The organism is Pedobacter sp. UYP30 (assembly GCF_040547165.1).
Taxonomy (GTDB): domain Bacteria; phylum Bacteroidota; class Bacteroidia; order Sphingobacteriales; family Sphingobacteriaceae; genus Pedobacter.
The window spans coordinates 56,953-75,512 of sequence record NZ_JBEPPD010000003.1; the positions used below are offsets into that span (position 1 = coordinate 56,953).

The following is an 18,560-nucleotide window of genomic DNA, read 5'->3' on the forward strand; positions in this document are numbered from 1 at the left end:
GCTAACACGACATCAGTAAACTTCACTATTTCAATTTATCTAAAATACTAAATTAAGGAGTTGCGCTATTTTAAGTTTTTGATAAAAACTAAATTAAGATGTATCCCGTTCCTTGGTTTTTGTCTCTACGAACCAAGGAAGCTGCCACGCCACAAAGACCCGTTGATCAGCCCGAATCATAGTCTATACATCTTCCTCTCCCGCCGCAATCTCCAAATAATCGTCAGAGTCTACATTGGCGGGCAACACATTTTCATGAATTTTTGCCGAAGATTTAATGCCTAGCTCGTTAAATTTTATCGCCTTAGAAATGAGGTTGCCTTTGCCGCTGTTCAATTGCCCGAGAGCAGTTTGATAAGCATTTTCTGCACCTTGAAGTTGCTTGCCAATTTGTGCAAACGTCTTGCTGAACACAACAATTTTTTCATATAAATCTTTGCCCATTTTGGCAATCGCCTGGGCATTTTTACTCTGACTGTCGCGCTGCCATAAGTTTGAAATGAGCTTTAAACAGGCAATTAAATTTGTCGGGCTTATTAAAATAATACGCTTTTTAAATGCTTCATCCCATATTTGCGGATTGGTTTGTATCGCCAACAGATACGCTGGTTCTATCGGCATAAACAGCATGGTATAATCCAACGCCTGTTTATGGTCGTCGTACTTTTTACCGCTTAGCGTATCCACGTGGTTCCTAATTGCCTTTATGTGCTCGGCCAGATGTTGGTTTTGCAGCTCGGGCGTATCCGCAGAAACAAATCTATCATACGCCAACAGCGAAACTTTAGAATCTATAATAACCACCCTATTGTCTGGAAATTTCACCAACACATCTGGCCGCAAATTTATCCCTTCATCCCCTTTTTGGTTTTGCTCTAAAAAGTATTCCCGGTCTCTAACCAAACCACTCATTTGCAAAATACTTTCCAAAATCATCTCTCCCCAATTGCCTTGTTTTTTGGTATTTCCTTTTAAAGCGGTAGCCAAATTATTTGCCTCAAGGCTCACCTTATCCGTCTGTTCGATCAGGTCTTTTACCGTTTTCTCCAAGGTAAAGCGCTCCTTCGATTCCTTGTCGTACGTTTCGTTTACCTGTTTGCTAAACTTCTCAATGTTCTCACCAAAAGGCTTCAACATCGCATCTAAATTTACCTTGTTTGTCTGTGTAAAGCGTTCAGATTTTTCTTCCAAAATCTTGTTTGCCATCTCCTTAAATTGCAACAAATTTTGATCGTGCAGGGTTGCCAAACTTGCCTTTTGCTGTGTTAATTTTTCGCGCTCGGTGTTCAGCTCTACTTTTAAAACGGCATTTTCTGTAGTTAATAGATTATTTTCTCTCTGCGCAAAATCGTTTCTATTTCCAACTTCCGTTAAGTCTTTAATCTTCTGTTGAAGCATATTATCTAAAGACTGACGGTTGCTTTCGGCTGTAAAAAATTGTTGGTTTATCTCCTCAAACCTAACTTTACTAACGCTTGTAGATTTATGTAGCATGTTAAAAATGAAGTAAGAAATAAAGCCGCCGATAAAAATACCGACTAATATTAAAAGAAAATCCATGTATGATAATAGGTTAAGCGTTTCAAAGGTATAGTATCGAGTAGCAAGTATCAAGATATCCACCTCAGCGTTTTCCTCTAAACACTAACCATCTCACCTCTAAACAATCAGCCACCTACCCTCTTTTAATAATTAAATACTGACTAATGGCAATCACAACACCAGCCGTTGCGATAATCCCAGCCGAAATTAGATTTTTTGGATTTAAGTAGATATAATAGATGGCCACCAAGGCCAAAACAGCCGCGCTTAAGCCAATAATGAGATGAAGTATATGTTTCTTTTTCAAATCGATTTCTTAAAAGGCTAAATCTACAAGTTTAATGGTATTTCCTTCAAATTTTAAGCTGTGCCCAGGAAAATCTGCATCGGTTAATTCCTTCATCTTTTTAAAAGCCCGCTCCTTACCATCAAGCGTCAGACCGTTTATTTTATCTTGCTTCACAGAAATTACCTCGGCCGATAAGAAATTTCCTTTTCTATCTATCTTTAGTCGTAATAATGGTGCGAAGCCATTTTCTCTGGCTAAGCTAAAAGTACCGCGGGTACAAAAATTACCCAAACTATACGCTATAAATTTGCTTCTATAAATCTCTACGGCCCTAGTTACATGCGGGCCGTGCCCGAGTACCACATCGGCGCCCGCATCTATCACGGCATGTGCAAACTCGTAAACATTACCTCTATTCTCTTTATAAAAAACCTCTTTCTTTCTAGTTACACGTTGAAAACTGTTTCCTTCTCCCCCGCCATGAAAAGAGACAATAACTACATCTACAGAATCTTTTAACCTAGAAACAATAGCTTTCGCCGCAGTTACATCGTTTATAGAAACCGTATTTGCGTTGGGAGCAAAAGCACAAAATCCATATTTAACTTTGTTAATGGTAAAAACTGCAAATGGCTTTTGTAGCTGTCCTGCATAATTAATTTTTAGAGAATCCAAAATCTTAGCGGTGGTCATTCTGCCCTTCATCCCAAAATCTCCAATATGATTGTTGGCGATGCTTAACACATTAAATCCCGCGCGCTTTAAAATCCCGCCGTAACGTTCGGGCATCCTAAATGCGTATTTCGTTTTAAGCTTTAAGGTGTCGATTTTTGTTGTTTTCCCATCGTTTAGCAACACGCCTTCCAAATTACCAAAAACCACATCGCCCGTTAGCAAGCTATCTACAGCCACAAAACTATTTTTCGCATCATCGGGTGGTAGGTGTTTCTCAGACGGGTAGCTGGAGCCCAGCATAATATCGCCCACTGCAACAATAGATAAAGTATCAGTGTGTTTAACTAAAGTGTCTACTTTAGGCGTGGAATTAAGCCCTTCATCTAGCTGTAAGACAGCTTTATCGTTTTTATCGTTACTGCAGCCAGAAAAACCTACTACAATAAAAACGGAGCAAATAGAAAGGCGCAAAGAAAATTTCATCTTAAATGTCGTTGCAAAAAAAATCCTCCGAAATAATTTTGGAGGAGGGATAAAACTTTCTTTTTAAAAAAGTTTTAAAAGCAGTAAAAACTATTCTGTTGTAAAATCCTTTTTTACAGATTCTAAAATTCTTCCACCTTTATAAAAATATCTACTGTAATAAGGCTCGTTCAAGTTGCTAATTACAACACCTCTAGAGCTAGATGCGTGCGCAAAGCGATTATCGCCCAAATAAATACCCATGTGAGAAATGCTCCTGCTCTTAATTTTAAAGAAAACTAAATCTCCTTCTTTCAGCTCGTCTTTTGATAATGGATCTACCATGCTAAAGATATCTCTAGAGTTGCGACGGATGGTGGTGTTGAAAACTTTATCGTAAATGGCTTTGGTAAAGGCCGAACAATCTATTCCTTTTTTTGTGTTACCTCCAAAACTATATGGAGTTCCAATCCACTCGTAAACAAATTTGTACAATTTTAAGTTCGTGGTAGCATCTATCGCCACGCCCATTACTTGAGAAAAATATTGCGAAGCTAAGTTGTCTGGATCATTAACATCTTTAGCATCCTCTTTTGTTTTTGGCTGTGCAAATGCAGCTGAGAACGTGCAAATAGCGATTATTGTTGAAAACAAAATTCTTTTAATCATGTTATGCTCTTTGTTGTGGCGGGTTCACTCCCTTTAACGTACACTTCAATAGCTTATTGTTGGTTGCCAAAAGTATCAATTATACAAATGTTATCCAAATGTTTGTGTAGGCAAACGTAAAGTTATTAACATTTAAACAAAATATACTAGGCATTTTACGTTAAAAACTTCTTTATATTACAATAAAAATTTAGATTTGCTGACGCAAAAAAACTAAAAACACCAAATGAGTGCAGTAGAGATTAATAAAGATACTTGGTTAAAGTGGTTCGAATCGATGTTGCTGATGCGCAAGTTCGAAGAAAAAACTGGACAGCTGTATGGCCAACAAAAAATTCGCGGCTTTTGCCACTTGTATATCGGGCAAGAAGCTGTTGTTGCTGGCGCCATATCTGCCATGAAAAAAGGCGATTCTATGATTACAACTTACCGTGATCATGCGCATGCGTTATCGCTAGGTGTATCTGCCGATGCTGTAATGGCAGAGATGTATGGTAAAGCTACTGGCTGTAGCAAAGGCAAGGGTGGTTCTATGCACATGTTTAGCAAAGAACATAACTTTTACGGTGGCCATGCCATTGTAGGCGGCCAAATTCCTTTAGGTGCAGGTGTAGCTTTTGCAGAAAAATATAAAGGTACAGATCATGTAAACATTTGTTATATGGGCGACGGCGCGGTGCGTCAAGGTGCATTAAACGAAACGTTTAACATGGCAATGCTTTGGAAGCTGCCCGTAATTTTTGTTTGCGAAAACAACGGTTACGCCATGGGAACTTCGGTACAACGTACCACCAACATGACAGATATTTATAAAATTGGTTTAGGTTTCGATATGCCTTGTGCACCAGTAGACGGAATGGATCCGGTAGCGGTACACAACGCCATGGACGAAGCCATCCAACGCGCACGGAACGGCGAAGGGCCAACATTTTTAGAAATGCGCACTTACCGTTTTAGAGGACACTCCATGAGCGATCCCGCTAAATATCGTACCAAAGAGGAATTGGAAGATTACAAAGCAAAAGACCCTATCGAGTTGGCAAGAGAAACCATCTTAAAGCAAAAATATGCCGATGAGAAATGGATTGAAGAGGTAGAAGCACGTGTTAAAGAAACTGTTGCTCATGCCGTTAAGTTTGCAGAAGATTCTCCATGGCCAGAGCCAGAAGAACTCTATACTGATGTATATATAGAAAACGATTACCCGTTCGTAAAAGATTAATTTTTTCTGATAATTTTTAACAAAACATAATGGCTGAAGTAGTAAGAATGCCCAAAATGAGCGATACCATGACCGAAGGGGTATTGGCAAAATGGCATGCAAAGGTTGGCGATAAAATAAAGAGTGGTGATGTACTTGCAGAAGTAGAAACCGATAAGGCGACTATGGACCTCGAATCTTACGAAGAAGGGGTATTGCTACACATTGGCATAGAAGAAGGAAAAGCCGTGCCAATCGATGCAATTATTGCAGTGATAGGTAAAGAAGGCGAAGATTTCCAGGCAGCTATAGATGCCGCAGGTGGAAATGAGAAACCAGAAGAAAAAGATTCGAGCAGCTCTAAAACTGAAGACAAGAAAGCTGAGGAGTCAAAGTCTAACGATAAATCTGATAAGAAAGAACAAGCCATCCCAGCCGAAGCGGGAGGAATGACAGAGGAAGAGCTAGAGAAAAAAGGCGTTACCATTATCCGCATGCCTTTGCTTAGCGATACCATGACAGAAGGCGTAATTGCCGAATGGCATAAAAAAGTTGGCGATAAAGTTAAGGACGACGATATTTTGGCCGATGTAGAAACAGACAAAGCCACTATGGAAGTAATGGGCTACGCTACCGGAACTTTGTTATACGTAGGCGTAGAAAAAGGCGAAGCTGCAAAAGTGAATGGAATCATTGCCATTGTTGGGCCTGAAGGCACTGATGTTAGTGGCGTAGTAAGCGCAGGAGCTGTTGAAGCTTCGGCAGAAGAAGACAGCAAAGAAACTGAAGCAACGGAGTCTGAGGACAAAGACAATGAAAACGCAAAATCTTCATCTGATAAAAATGCCAATGCCGCACCAGTTGCAGAAACATCAGGAGATGGACGTGTAAAAGCATCGCCTTTGGCTAAAAAAATAGCAAAAGATAAAGGTATAGATCTAGCAAGCGTTGCCGGAAGTGCAGAAGGTGGTCGAATTATCAAAAAAGATATAGAAAACTTTAAACCTGCTGCTTCTAAACAAGAAGGCGCTAAACCAGAAGCTGCAAAAGAGCAAGCTGCTCCAGCCATTCCTGCTTTTATTGGCGAAGAGAAATATACCGAGAAACCTGTTACCCAAATGCGTAAGGTAATCGCAAAACGGCTTTCTGAAAGTTTATTTACTGCGCCACACTTCTATTTAACCATGAGTATAGACATGGATAATGCTATAGAAGCGAGAGCAAGAATAAACGAATATGCGCCGTCTAAAGTTTCATTTAACGATTTGATTTTAAAAGCGACCGCAATTGCTTTGAAAAAACATCCAAACGTAAATTCGTCTTGGTTGGGCGATAAAATTAGATACAACGAACATGTTAACATTGGCGTTGCAGTAGCGGTAGAAGATGGGTTATTGGTACCCGTAGTTCGCTTTGCTGATGGAAAAACGCTTACGCACATTTCTGCTGAGGTTAAAGATTTTGCTCAAAAAGCAAAATCTAAAAAACTTCAACCGGCAGATTGGGAAGGCTCTACCTTTACCATTTCTAACTTAGGAATGTTTGGCATTGATGAGTTTACTGCGATTATTAATCCACCAGACAGCTGTATTTTAGCCATCGGAGGAATATCTCAAGTTCCTGTGGTAAAAAACGGCGCGGTGGTTCCTGGCAATGTGCTAAAGGTTACCTTAAGCTGTGACCATAGAGTAGTTGATGGCGCAACCGGAGCTTCCTTCTTACAAACGTTAAAAGCTTTGTTAGAAGAGCCTGTTAGGTTGTTGGCTTAGTCTACTTTAAAGATTTAATTTAATTACAAAACATACAGACCTCCAAAAATGGGGGTCTTTTTTATTTCCATAGTTTCGGTTCGTGGAGACACGAATGCCATTAAGTTAACTAGAAAACCAACAAAATGGTGTCATCCTGAGGTTTAATATATTTCATATAACTAAACCACTATGCACTGAAAGTGCATAGGTTTGCGTAAAGAAAGATTGAAATTCTTTCTTGCAAGCGTAAAATAGTAATTTCGATTTGTGGAGGATAAGCAAAGATTTAATGGACATACTGTTTCCAGACTAACTGCACATATTGTTTGGGTAACGAAGTATCGCTACAAGGTTCTTGAGGGAGAATTAAAAATTAGGTGTAGGACACTTATTAGACAAATTTGTGAGGCGGAAGATATCGTTATTTTAACTGGTGTAATCAGTTCGGATCACGTCCACTTGCACATTGAATATCTCCCGAGCAAAAACATAAGTGATGTCGTAAAAAGACTTAAAGGTCGAACCTCTAGACGTATCCAAGAAGAATTCCCTCACATCGGCAAAAGATATTGGGGAAGACATTTTTGGGCTATCGGCTACGGCGTCTGGAGCACCGGAAATATTACAGACGAGATGGTTCAACAATATCTTGAACATCATAGAGCGCCAGACAACAATGATACTGACGTAATTATATTAGAATGATATTTTTAGAAACTGAAAGTCTTGCACTGAAGTGCATAGTTTCAACTAACGAATGGGACCAATCAATATAAATGACGTTTTTGTTTAAGCTCGCTATAGCCAGTCCGGTGGGATTGGCCTAGCAGCAGTTTGGAGGAAAAAACGCCTAAAGCTGCTTGCAGAAGCCGGACACTTTGCAGCTACGAAGAGGATTCGCAGCCTTGCGCGGTAATAAGCCTAGGGAAAGGCCTCGAATCATCGATGTTAAATAGCTTGGCGAATTTTTACCCAAAGAGGTGCCAGCCTTGATTTTTGTCTCTTTTTATCAAGAAAAAGAGAGCCGCCCCTCCGGCTAGGAGAACGTAAGGAAGAGTTGGCGGCCATTTTTTATAAGACTGAAGGAACGAGTAATAAAAATGAGATATTATTTGATTAACTGATAGTAAACAACTTATGTAAAAACATCAATGGTAACACCCCGGTCTGCGACCACCCCCTCTACAAGAGGGGAATTTCCCCTCATGTTTTTTAACACACCTGCAATTCCCTTCCTCTGGAGGGATTCCTGAAAGGCGGGGTGGTTATTTTCGAGAAAACAACAATCTTTTACACGTTACTCTAACCTATACCTATCCGCAAAGCGATAAATGTTAAAATCATCATCAGCCGCCTCAATCTTCAAACGACTCAACAACCCAACTCTATCCACATCTACCATTCTTTGTTGTTGGATAAGCCTCCAAGCCTTTTCTGCCAATAGAAAATAGCGCCGGTTTTGTTTTGTTGTGATGTCACTCAACATCCATTTACAAAGTTCTGGTACACCTGCACCTTTGTCTGCAACAGTTTTTAAAACCGGGATGGTTTTTGTACCGCCGTGGATGGTTTTTTTTAAGTTATTTGCAAACTCATCTGCCCCTGCTCTATCTGCCTTGTTCACTACAAAGCAATCGGCAATCTCCATCAAGCCAGATTTTATGTTTTGTATGCCATCGCCAGATTCTGGCACCAACAATACGATGGTTTTATCTGCCAAGCCGGCAATTTCCACTTCAGATTGTCCCACGCCCACCGTTTCCACAATAATCATGTCGAAATTAGAAGCTTTTAACACATCGACCATTTCTATGGTTTTGGCAGAAATACCCCCTAACGAACCTCTGGTTGCCAAAGACCGAATAAAAACATTTGGATTGGTAAATTGCGAAGCCATTCTGATCCTATCGCCGAGTAAAGAACCAAAATTAAATGGCGACGTTGGATCTATCGCCAAAATAGCTAACCTCTTATCGGCTTTGCTTAGCTCTGTCGCGATAGCGTTTACCAACGTACTTTTCCCTGCTCCAGGCGGGCCAGTAATTCCAATTACAGGAATGGCGTTGTTGCTTTGCAGGCTTTTTAAAATTTCGCCCGCTGGGGAAATGTCATTTTCAACCAAAGTTAACAGCCGTGCCAAGGCCCTAAAATCGCCATTTTTAGTTAAGCTTAATAAATTTTCAGGCTCTTCCATCAATAAAACTATATTTGTACAAGTTAGGAAGAAAAATTGAAGTCAGAGGTCGGAAGTCAGAAGTCAGTTTTTTCATTAAGTATTCAAACGTCGAGACAACTGAATTAATAGCGCTAAATAAAAAAAGGAGCAAATATTAAATGGCGATCCCAAAAATAATCCATCAAACTTTTAAAACGGCAGACTTGCCTTTTATCACGCGTTGGCATATTGCTAAATTCAGGAAAAAAAATCCAGAATATCGTTATGAATTTTATGATGACGACCGGATTATATCGTTTTTAAAAGAAGAATACGATGATGAAACCTTAAAGCTTTACCAAAGAATAAATATTGGAGCTGCCAAAGCAGATTTTTTTAGGTACGCTGTGTTATATAAAAAAGGTGGGGTTTATTTAGATATCGACAGTGGAATAAATGTTGCATTAGACAGTTTTATTTTACCAACTGATGAAGCTGTCATATCAGAAGAACGCAATCCAGGTTTGTTTGTGCAGTGGGCGCTCATTTTTAACAAAGAACATCCTTTTTTAAAACAAACCTTCAACTTGGTTTGCGAAAACATTAGAACAAATAAATATCCGCACGATGTACATAAAATGACGGGGCCAACGGTTTATACCAAGGCCATAAATTTTGTGTTAAAGAATCAACCAACTGTCAATTACAGACTTTTAGGCACCGATTACATGGGCTTTCTAACATTTAAATATGCTTTTAGCAAGCTGCTTTATAAAAAAGGCGAACACTGGAAAAAGATGCAGCTTACCAACCCTGTTTTACTTCCCTAAAAATATCAGGGCAATTCCACCGTTTTAAAATACCATCCTTTACCTGAAAAATACTTTAAGCAATGAAAGTTACCGGTTTTACCTTTATTAGAAATGCCGTTGCAAACGATTATCCAATTGTAGAGGCCATTAAATCAATCTTACCCATCTGCGATTATTTTATCGTAGCTGTAGGAAATTCTAATGATGAAACACGTGAATTGGTTACAAAAATAGCTAGTCCTAAAATTCAGATCATCGACACCGTTTGGGAGGAGGGGCTGAGAGAAGGCGGACAAGTTTTTGCACAAGAAACAGACAAAGCCATTGCGGCCATTTCTGCCGACACCGATTGGATGTTTTACATCCAGGGCGATGAATGCATCCACGAGAAGTTTTTACCATTGATTAAGAAAGAAATGGAAGAAAACTTGCACGACAACAAAGTCGAAGCGCTTTTGTTAAAATACAAGCATTTTTATGGCTCTTATGATTACGTGGCCGAATCGAGAAGATGGTACAGAAGAGAAGTTAGAGTTTTGAAAAACCTACCAAATATTCATTCTTACAGAGATGCACAAGGTTTTCGAATAAACGATAGGAAGTTAACGGTTAAATTGATAGATGCTTATGTTTATCATTATGGATGGGTTAAAACTCCAAGAGCGCTACAGCATAAAGTCAGAAATTTCAACCAATTCTATCAAACCGAAGGCTGGGTAGAGGAAAACTACCCAATACAAAACAGTTTTGACATGAGTAATGCAGATAGGCTAGTCAAGTTTACAGGCACTCATCCAGCAGTAATTAAAGAACGAATAGAGGTACTTAATTGGAAGTTTGAAAAAGATTTAACAAAAGCAGTTAAAAAAATGTCTTTGAGACGGCGATTTCTTGAACGGGTAGAAAGCTTTACGGGCTACCGGCCTTTCGAGTACAAAAACTATAAGATTGTAAAATGACAGTTATTAGCCGTAAATTTGCAGCCTTGTAATCCGGATCGCCTATGCACAACCCAACAGTAGCTTTATTAATTTCTACATACAATTGGCCTGGCGCACTAAATTTAGTGTTAACGAGCGTTTTGGCTCAAAGTAAAATGCCAGACGAAATTATCATCGCAGATGATGGATCGGGAGAAGAAACCCGCACTTTAGTTGAAAATTTTAGTAAAAAACTAAACATTACACATGTTTGGCAAGAGGACATTGGATTTAGAAAAAGCCTAGTATTAAACAAGGCCGTAAAAAAAATTAAGTCCGATTATATTATTCAGATTGATGGAGACATCATCATCCATCCTAAATTTATAGAAGACCATTTACAGACCGCAGAAGAAGGATATTTTGTACAGGGCAGCAGGTCAATGATTATCGAACAAAAATCGGCGGAAATATTAAAAAGCGGACAAACTAATCTCTCAATCTTCTCTTATGGCTTAAATAATAAGTTCAACGCCATTAGGTTTCCGCTACTATCGCCATTGTTTAGGCTCGCTCCATCAAATCCATTTCATTTAAAAGGTTGTAACTTTGCCTTTTGGAAAAAAGATTTCATCAGCGTTAACGGATATTACAATGGCTTTGAAGGCTGGGGAGGCGAAGATTACGAATTTGGCGCCCGGTTTTTGCATGCTGGTGTTAAAAGGATTAGGTTAAAAATGAAAGCTTTGGCCTTTCACATCTTTCACCCAGTAAATTGTAGAGCAAATACCGGTGCAAATGATAAAATATACCAAGCAACATTATCACAGAAATTAACCTATCGTGATAACGGCTACCAAGAAGTTTAAATTATTACTGCATTAAAACGATACTTATCAACGATTAATTTTTAGATGAAAACATATTTTAGACTTCTTTCTTTTGCCAAACCAATAGAAAAATTTGCCATTCCTTATGTAATTGCAACGTTACTCTCTATCTTATTTGGCACGTTAAACCTTGCATTGCTCGGGCCCTTATTTCAAACTTTGCTCAGTAATGGCAAATCTACCGACACACTTACCGACAAGGCGGCGGCTTCTTTAGACCTTTTGGAAAAGTTCAAGGCATTTATCAACCATTCTATTTACACAAATGGACCCGAAAAAACATTACAATATGTATGCATTACCATTGTAATTTCTGTACTGCTTGCTAATCTATTTAAATATATTTCACAGCGTTATATGGAAGATTTACGGGTGCATACGCTCTTAAAGTTCAGAAAACGCGTGTTCGACAATGTAATGAAAATGCATGTTGGATTTTTTAACAATGAGCGAAAAGGAGACATCATTTCCAAAGTCGCGTCAGACGTGCAAGTGGTACAATTTACCGTTACCAATACCCTACAAGTAGTTTTTAAGGAGCCGGTAACGTTAATTGTGTATTCTTCCATGTTATTTATCTATTCTGTAAAACTTACACTCTTTTCGCTATTGGTTATCCCCATCTCTGCATTCCTGATCAGCAAAATTGTAAAGCGACTAAAACAACAGGCCAAAGAATCGCACGAGTCTTTCGCAAAAATGATCGGTTTTTTAGATGAGGCCCTAAGTGGAATAAAAATAATTAAAGCTTTCAATGCCACGGAAAGCACCATCGATAAATTCGATAAGGAAAACATTTTTTATTCTAACATAACCCGTAAAATGGTGCGGCGCCAACAACTTGGTTCTCCCGTTTCGCAATTTCTTGGCGTGCTTATGACAGCCATAATAGTTTATTATGGAGGAACATTGATTCTTAACAAAGAACAAAACGCCTTATCTCCTGGCGATTTTATTGCCTACATTGCCATCTTCTCTCAAATAATGAACCCGGCGAAAGCACTTACAGATTCCTTTAGCGGCATACATAACGGTATTGCAGCTGGCGAACGGGTGTTAGAATTAATCGATGCAAAACCAGAATTGGTGGATAAAAAGGATGCAATAGCCATAAATACCTTCGGCCAAAATTTAAGCTTTAACAACGTAAGTTTTAGCTATGGCGAAAAAAAAGTGCTTAAAAACATAGATATCCTTGTAAAAAAAGGAGAAACTGTTGCGTTGGTTGGCCCATCTGGCGGTGGTAAAAGTACCTTGATGGATTTGATTCCACGTTTTCATGACCCAAAATCTGGAAACATTAAAATAGATGGCAAGGACTATAAAGATTTAACCGTAGACAGCATCAGAGCCCAAATGGGCATTGTTAATCAAGATTCTTTTCTATTTAACGACAGCATTTTTAACAACATTGCATTCGCAAAACCAAATGCAACCGAACCGGAAGTGATCGCGGCAGCAAAAATTGCCAACGCGCATGAATTTATTCTAAATACAGAACAAGGTTATAATACCTTTGTTGGTGATCGTGGCAACAGGCTTTCTGGCGGCCAAAGGCAACGCGTTTGTATTGCGAGGGCAGTTTTGGCAAACCCACCTATTATGTTGTTAGATGAAGCTACCTCTGCTTTAGATACCGAATCTGAAAAACTGGTGCAAGACGCGCTTACCAATCTGATGAAAAATAGGACCTCAATTGTAATTGCTCATAGATTGAGTACCATACAACATGCAGATAGAATAGTAGTTATTGATAAAGGTGAGGTTGTTGAATCCGGCACACACAAAGAATTAATTGAAACTAAGGGCCTTTATAATAAATTGATAGAACTACAGGCATTCAATAGTTAGAAATATAACTGGTTTTGTTCACCTATGGAAAAAGGAGTTACCGTTATCATTTGCACCCACAATGGTGGAGTTAAATTGGTAGAAACGATGAGGCATCTGGCCGAACAAAATCTACCATTGGATTTTAAATGGGAAATTATTCTTGTTGATAACAACTCTACCGACAATACCATAATTAAAGCAAGAGATGAATGGTCAAAACATCAAATAGCTCATGTAACTTTTACAATAATTTCAGAAAAAAAGGCAGGTAAGCTATTTGCGTTCCAACGTGGAATTGCTGCCGCCAAATATGAATATTTTACAATCTGTGATGATGATAATTGGCTTGATAATGATTATCTAACTACTGCATTTTCTGGTTTAGAAAGCGATGCAAAAATAGGCGCCATTGGTGGAGAAACATTTGCAATAATTGACCATGGCGAGGATTTCCCATTTTGGTTCGATGAGCAGAAAGCCGCTTACGCCGTAGGGAAGCAAGCATCCGCAACTGGTGATATTACACGGCGCGGTTTTTTATGGGGGGCGGGCTTAACTTCTAGAACAGCTTTATATAAAAAGATGTATCAGCATGTACCGTCTTTACTCATTAATGAAAACAATATCCAAATATTATCTGCCGAAGATACCGAATACTGTTTGAGGCTTATTTTAAATGGCTATACGCTTTTCTACAGCAATAATTTAAAGCTTAAACATTATATTTCTGCCAACAGATTAACGTTAGCCTATAAAAATAGCTTACTTCAAAATTTTGCTGACGCGCATAAAATTTTAGAAAAATATTATCTGGCATTAAAACATAGCAAAGTTTCAAACCCAAGCTTGCTCGAAAAAGTAAGGTTATCGGCAATTACACCAATCAGGCTTTTAGTTGGTGAAAATAAAGGAAAACAAAAAACGATTTTACACCACCTTTTTCCCAAGTTATTTAAGCCAGATTATTTTACCTCACAAATTGAGGAATTTATGAAACATTAGTACTATGATAAAAAAAGGGATAACAATTATCATTTGCACTTATAACGGCGTGGAACGGCTAGGCCAGACCCTTGCCCATATTGCACGATTAACTATCCCCTCACACATCAAAATAGAACTCATTTTAGCAGATAACAATTCTAACGATAATTCGACTGATTTTGCAAAAGAGGAATGGAGGAATTTAGCTATTCCCAACATTGCTTTCAAAGCTATAAGCGAAACAAAACCAGGTAAACTTTATGCTTTACAAAAAGCCATTTATACTGCCGAATATGAATATCTAATTATTTGTGATGACGACAATTGGCTAGCAAAAAACTATTTAATAAGGGTTTTTAATAATCTCGAAAACATGCCCAATATTGCTGCTTTTGGTGGTTTTGGCGTGGCTGTAACCGATGCGGTTGAGTTACCTGCATGGTTTAAAGACTACCACTACGCCTACGCTGTTGGCTCCCAAAGTAAGGCCGAGGGTATTATGAAACAAGGTAGTGTATTATGGGGAGCAGGTTTAGCAACCCGAAAAACGCTGTACGAAGAAATGTATCAAAATTTTCCATCTATAATTCCGACATCTAAATTTAACATTCTATCTGCCGAAGACACAGAATACTGTTTGCGCCTCGCCATTAAAGGATATCGTTTATTTTATGATAGCGAAATGATCTATCAGCATCATATCCCGAAATTTAAGCTCACAAAAAAATTTTTAGAAGAAAAGCTTCTACGCGGGTTTGATAACTCGCGCCAAACGTTGGGTAAGTATTATCCGGCTGTTCGGGTTTATTTGAAAGCTAAAAACAGGCCCGTTATATGGCTTTATTTATTTTTGAGCTCTTGCTTTCGATACCTTTTCTTTAAAGGCAGAAGAAAAATAAAAGCCAAAGACACCCTATTTCACTTACTGCCTTTTTGGATTAAATCAGACCCTATTTCAACCAAGATTAAATCCTTTGTTAAGACGAATCGAATTGCTTCTCGTTAAAAGAATTATGGCTATTTTAAAAGAAAAACTTTTGATCCTCATTTAGTCCCTAAATTTATGGCGAACAAAATTATCCGGACGTATGACAATTTTTTAGATCTTTTAAGGTATCCCCAAATATCTGCTGGCATCTTAAAAAAAACTAATTTGTTCTTTTTCTTTCAGCGCTGGTCTATTGGCGGCGCAGAGCGTGTGCAGCTTGATATATTAGAGCTTTTTAAGAATGAAAACCCAACCTGTTTCATTACCTCGAAATCTCCAAATACGGGATTTAAGAAGCCCTATAAAGCTTTGGCCAACGTTATAAATTTGAACAGATGGGCAGAAAAAAACTCCTATAAAGCTTATATGCTAAAAAAAGTTGCTGTGGCTATAAATGCTGCTAGTCAACCTGTTGTGTTTGGCAGCAATAGTAACTTTATGTATGAGCTCATTCCTCTATTAAATGAACGGGTAAAAATTGTTGATCTCATTCATAACTTTAGAGATGATAAACAAAGTACCGAATGGTATAGTCTTCCTTATGTCCATAGAATTGAAGCAAGGATAGTTGTAAGCAAAACAATTGTTCAGCAATTTAAAGCACTATATACCCAAAATAACATTTCGTTGAATTACCTGGAAAGGTTAAAGGTGGTTCACAATAAGATTCCCTGCAACAGTAGTTTTCCGACAAAAAACTATAAAGACAATTTACAGGTTATCTTTGTATCTAGAAACAGCGAAGAAAAAAGAGTACATGTGATTATCAGGATTGCAGAGCTATGCCATAAGCTTCAACTTCCGTTAAACTTTAACCTAATTGGTGATTTCTCCGCACTGCAAACCAATAGTACACCTAATACACAATTTGCTGGCGAGATTAAGGATGTATCTCTTTTGAACGAATACTATAAAAAATCGAATTTGCTATTGCTTACCTCCAAAACAGAAAGCTGGGGATTGGTTATTTTTGAAGGAATGAGCTTTGGAGTAGTTCCTATTTCGACAAAGGTAGGAGAACTATCTGATTATATTTCGGATAAAAATGAAAATGGTGCGATAGTAAATAACATAGACGACCTAGAAGAGCTAGCTATTTTGTTTGTTAATGAACTGAAGAAGTTTTGTGCTGATAGAAATAAACTGAAAAAATTTAGTGAAAATGCATTTAATACCATAGCTAATCTCGCAAAAACATCCGATTTTGATGAAAGGTATAAGAATGTGATTTTCGGTAGACTCGACTAATTCAATCTTTATAATTGGGAAAATATTAACAGCCTTATAGAAGTTATCACAAGAAGATTTTAAAACCATCGAATATAAAACAATCAATACAATTCGAATTTCTAGAAACTTATTATGGAAAAGACATTTTAAATATTAGTAAATTGAAAATAGTTAAACTCTTAGGTGGATTAGGAAATCAAATGTTCCAATACACATTCTACAAATCGTTAAAAAGCCGCTTTAACAATGTAAAAGCAGATATTTCTGGCTACAAGAATTATAGGCTGCACAACGGGTTTGAACTCTATAGATTGTTTGATGTCAATTTAGACGAAGCTTCGGAATTTATCATTAAGCTCTACGATCCTTCTGTTAGAGACTGGTATAGTAGAAAATTGCGAAGAATACTAAATCTAAAAAATGTATACGTCGAAGAGAAAACACCTTTTTGTTTAGAAAAGTCTCTCCTAAAAGACTCATCAAATGCATTTTATTGGGGTTATTGGCAAGATCCAGAATATTTTTCTCACATCGAGGTAGAAATACGAGAAGATTTTCAATTTAAATTGCCGTTAACTTCTCAAAACAAATCCTTGTTAGATAAAATTAAGCTTAGCAATAGCGTTTCTATCCATGTAAGGCGAGGAGACTATCTTAAAGAAGAACTACTCGGTGGAATGTGTTCTATTGACTATTATCTTAGAGCTATTAATTTGATAAACAACAGAATAAAGCATCCGCTATTCTTTATTTTCTCAGATGATGTTGACTGGTGTAAAAAGAATTTAACTTTTAACGGCCCATCAATATTTGTAGAAGGGAACCAGAATAAAGAAAGTTATATAGACATGCAGTTGATGAGCAACTGCAAACATAATATTATTGCCAATAGTAGCTTTAGTTGGTGGGGAGCGTGGTTAAATAATAATTCCGAAAAAATAGTTATTGGGCCAAAAAAATGGGTAAACAATGATTCGACTAATTGTATAATGCCAAAAACATGGATAAAATTATAAGCAAACCCGTTATTACAGTTCTAATGGCTGTTTTAAACGGCGAGAAATATATCGGCAAAGCAATTGAAAGTGTCTTAAGCCAAAGTTTTACAGATTTCGAGCTTTTAATCATTAACGATGGTTCTACAGACAGAACAGTAGAGGTGGTTGAGAAATTTGTTGACCCGAGAATTAGGTTGATTGATAATGTAAAAAATAAAGGACTTTTCTTTACCCGAAACTATGGCGTTAAAGAAGCCAAAGGGAAATATATTGCCATTCTTGACAGCGATGATGTAGCTACTTGTAATCGGCTAGAAATACAGGTTGCTTTTATGATATCGAATCCAAACATAGCATTATGCGGTTCACAGGCTAGTTTTATAAATGAAAATGGCGTTAAAACTGGTGTTTCAGATTATATAGTTGGAAATGATTTAGCTCATCATCTTGTAATACATAACATTTTTATCAATTCGACATTAATGATAAAAAAAAGTGCAATTGAAGAAGTTGGCGGGTATCATGATAGGTCGCCGGCAGAAGATTACGATCTATCTTTTAGAATATCGTTGAAATACAAAGTAGCCAACCTCAATGATGTTTTTGTGCACTATAGAGAACACGGAAATAATATTTCTAAATTACAAACTGAAAAATTAGACTATGCAGAAATTAATATCATTAAAGATATATTTGCTGTTTTAAACATTCCGGAGAACGAAAAATTAGTTAGGGTTCATCATGACCTAGTAAGATTCAAAACTGAATCAACTGATACAAAAGAGATTCTTAACCTATTGGAAATATTAAAACATGGTAACGATTTAAGTAACATCTATCCTTCGAACGTTTTCAACAAGATGCTCATGGTAAAATGGCTTAGCGTTTTACGAGAAAAAAAGGAGAGAAAAATCATTTCGCTATACTTTAAGAATCAGTTGTTTGAAAGGCAGTTTATAACTTTTAAACACCTTCGGATAATAATTAAACAAGCTTTTTTAACTCGCCTATTCACTACTTCATTGAAAAGAGGGGGTTAAATAAAGAAAGAGGGATTTAATGATGCCTGTGCCCTTTGATGTTACCATTACAGCATATTTCAAAACGAGCAACGGTTTCTGTTAATAAAAAGGGCATCAGTACTATTGATGCCCTCGTCTG

The 18,560-nt window shown here is 37.6% G+C and carries 17 protein-coding genes; 12 read left to right on the plus strand and 5 right to left on the minus strand.

The window, feature by feature from the left end; translation table 11 throughout:
* Positions 1-183 precede the first annotated feature (183 nt).
* The 4 genes from ABIB40_RS04550 to ABIB40_RS04565 all read right to left on the minus strand — a co-directional run bounded on the left by ABIB40_RS04550 (position 184) and on the right by ABIB40_RS04565 (position 3,637).
* On the minus strand, positions 184-1,560 hold the full coding sequence (locus ABIB40_RS04550; protein ID WP_354356439.1) for a DNA recombination protein RmuC: 1,377 nt from the start codon (positions 1,558-1,560) through the stop codon (positions 184-186).
* A gap of 115 nt (positions 1,561-1,675) precedes the next feature.
* Positions 1,676-1,849 (minus strand): hypothetical protein, encoded by a 174-nt coding sequence (locus tag ABIB40_RS04555; protein WP_354356441.1) that lies wholly within the window; start codon positions 1,847-1,849, stop codon positions 1,676-1,678.
* 9 nt (positions 1,850-1,858) lie between these two features.
* Positions 1,859-2,989 (minus strand): CapA family protein, encoded by a 1,131-nt coding sequence (locus ABIB40_RS04560; RefSeq protein WP_354356443.1) that lies wholly within the window; start codon positions 2,987-2,989, stop codon positions 1,859-1,861.
* A gap of 90 nt (positions 2,990-3,079) precedes the next feature.
* Positions 3,080-3,637, minus strand: coding sequence for a C40 family peptidase (locus ABIB40_RS04565; protein WP_354356445.1), 558 nt, complete (start codon positions 3,635-3,637; stop codon positions 3,080-3,082).
* Positions 3,638-3,863: 226 nt separating this feature from the next.
* Here ABIB40_RS04565 and pdhA point away from each other — a divergent pair, with 226 nt between their 5' ends.
* The 3 genes from pdhA to tnpA all read left to right on the plus strand — a co-directional run bounded on the left by pdhA (position 3,864) and on the right by tnpA (position 7,294).
* Positions 3,864-4,859: a pyruvate dehydrogenase (acetyl-transferring) E1 component subunit alpha gene (gene pdhA, locus ABIB40_RS04570; RefSeq protein ID WP_354356447.1), complete on the plus strand. Its 996-nt coding sequence runs from the start codon at positions 3,864-3,866 to the stop codon at positions 4,857-4,859.
* 29 nt (positions 4,860-4,888) lie between these two features.
* Positions 4,889-6,607 (plus strand): pyruvate dehydrogenase complex dihydrolipoamide acetyltransferase, encoded by a 1,719-nt coding sequence (locus tag ABIB40_RS04575; RefSeq protein WP_354356449.1) that lies wholly within the window; start codon positions 4,889-4,891, stop codon positions 6,605-6,607.
* 249 nt (positions 6,608-6,856) lie between these two features.
* Positions 6,857-7,294 carry an IS200/IS605 family transposase gene (tnpA, locus tag ABIB40_RS04580; RefSeq protein ID WP_354356451.1) on the plus strand — a complete coding sequence of 146 codons (438 nt, stop codon included), beginning with the start codon at positions 6,857-6,859 and terminating at the stop codon, positions 7,292-7,294.
* A gap of 592 nt (positions 7,295-7,886) precedes the next feature.
* Here the strand turns inward: tnpA and meaB are convergent.
* On the minus strand, positions 7,887-8,783 hold the full coding sequence (meaB, locus tag ABIB40_RS04585) for a methylmalonyl Co-A mutase-associated GTPase MeaB (protein WP_354356453.1): 897 nt from the start codon (positions 8,781-8,783) through the stop codon (positions 7,887-7,889).
* A gap of 140 nt (positions 8,784-8,923) precedes the next feature.
* Here meaB and ABIB40_RS04590 point away from each other — a divergent pair, with 140 nt between their 5' ends.
* From ABIB40_RS04590 to ABIB40_RS04630, 9 genes are all read left to right on the plus strand, one after another.
* Entirely contained in the window at positions 8,924-9,574 is a 651-nt protein-coding gene (locus tag ABIB40_RS04590) for a glycosyltransferase family 32 protein (RefSeq protein ID WP_354356455.1), read from the plus strand.
* Positions 9,575-9,636: 62 nt separating this feature from the next.
* Positions 9,637-10,515: a glycosyltransferase family protein gene (locus tag ABIB40_RS04595; RefSeq protein ID WP_354356457.1), complete on the plus strand. Its 879-nt coding sequence runs from the start codon at positions 9,637-9,639 to the stop codon at positions 10,513-10,515.
* A 44-nt stretch (positions 10,516-10,559) separates the two neighbouring features.
* A complete protein-coding gene (locus ABIB40_RS04600) occupies positions 10,560-11,345 on the plus strand; it encodes a glycosyltransferase family 2 protein (protein ID WP_354356459.1) in 786 nt (261 codons plus the stop codon).
* A 45-nt stretch (positions 11,346-11,390) separates the two neighbouring features.
* Positions 11,391-13,217 carry an ABC transporter ATP-binding protein gene (locus ABIB40_RS04605; protein ID WP_354356461.1) on the plus strand — a complete coding sequence of 609 codons (1,827 nt, stop codon included), beginning with the start codon at positions 11,391-11,393 and terminating at the stop codon, positions 13,215-13,217.
* Positions 13,218-13,241: 24 nt separating this feature from the next.
* Complete coding sequence (locus ABIB40_RS04610; RefSeq protein WP_354356463.1) at positions 13,242-14,201, plus strand: glycosyltransferase; 960 nt, start codon at positions 13,242-13,244, stop codon at positions 14,199-14,201.
* Positions 14,202-14,205: 4 nt separating this feature from the next.
* On the plus strand, positions 14,206-15,189 hold the full coding sequence (locus tag ABIB40_RS04615; protein ID WP_354356465.1) for a glycosyltransferase: 984 nt from the start codon (positions 14,206-14,208) through the stop codon (positions 15,187-15,189).
* Positions 15,190-15,246: 57 nt separating this feature from the next.
* On the plus strand, positions 15,247-16,419 hold the full coding sequence (locus ABIB40_RS04620) for a glycosyltransferase family 4 protein (RefSeq protein ID WP_354356467.1): 1,173 nt from the start codon (positions 15,247-15,249) through the stop codon (positions 16,417-16,419).
* Positions 16,420-16,562: 143 nt separating this feature from the next.
* The gene (locus ABIB40_RS04625) at positions 16,563-17,417 is read left to right on the plus strand and encodes an alpha-1,2-fucosyltransferase (protein WP_354356469.1); all 855 of its coding nucleotides are present in this window, start codon (positions 16,563-16,565) and stop codon (positions 17,415-17,417) included.
* On the plus strand, positions 17,402-18,439 hold the full coding sequence (locus ABIB40_RS04630) for a glycosyltransferase family 2 protein (RefSeq protein WP_354356471.1): 1,038 nt from the start codon (positions 17,402-17,404) through the stop codon (positions 18,437-18,439). Before ABIB40_RS04625 ends, ABIB40_RS04630 begins: the two co-directional genes overlap by 16 nt.
* The last annotated feature ends 121 nt before the right edge of the window (positions 18,440-18,560 follow it).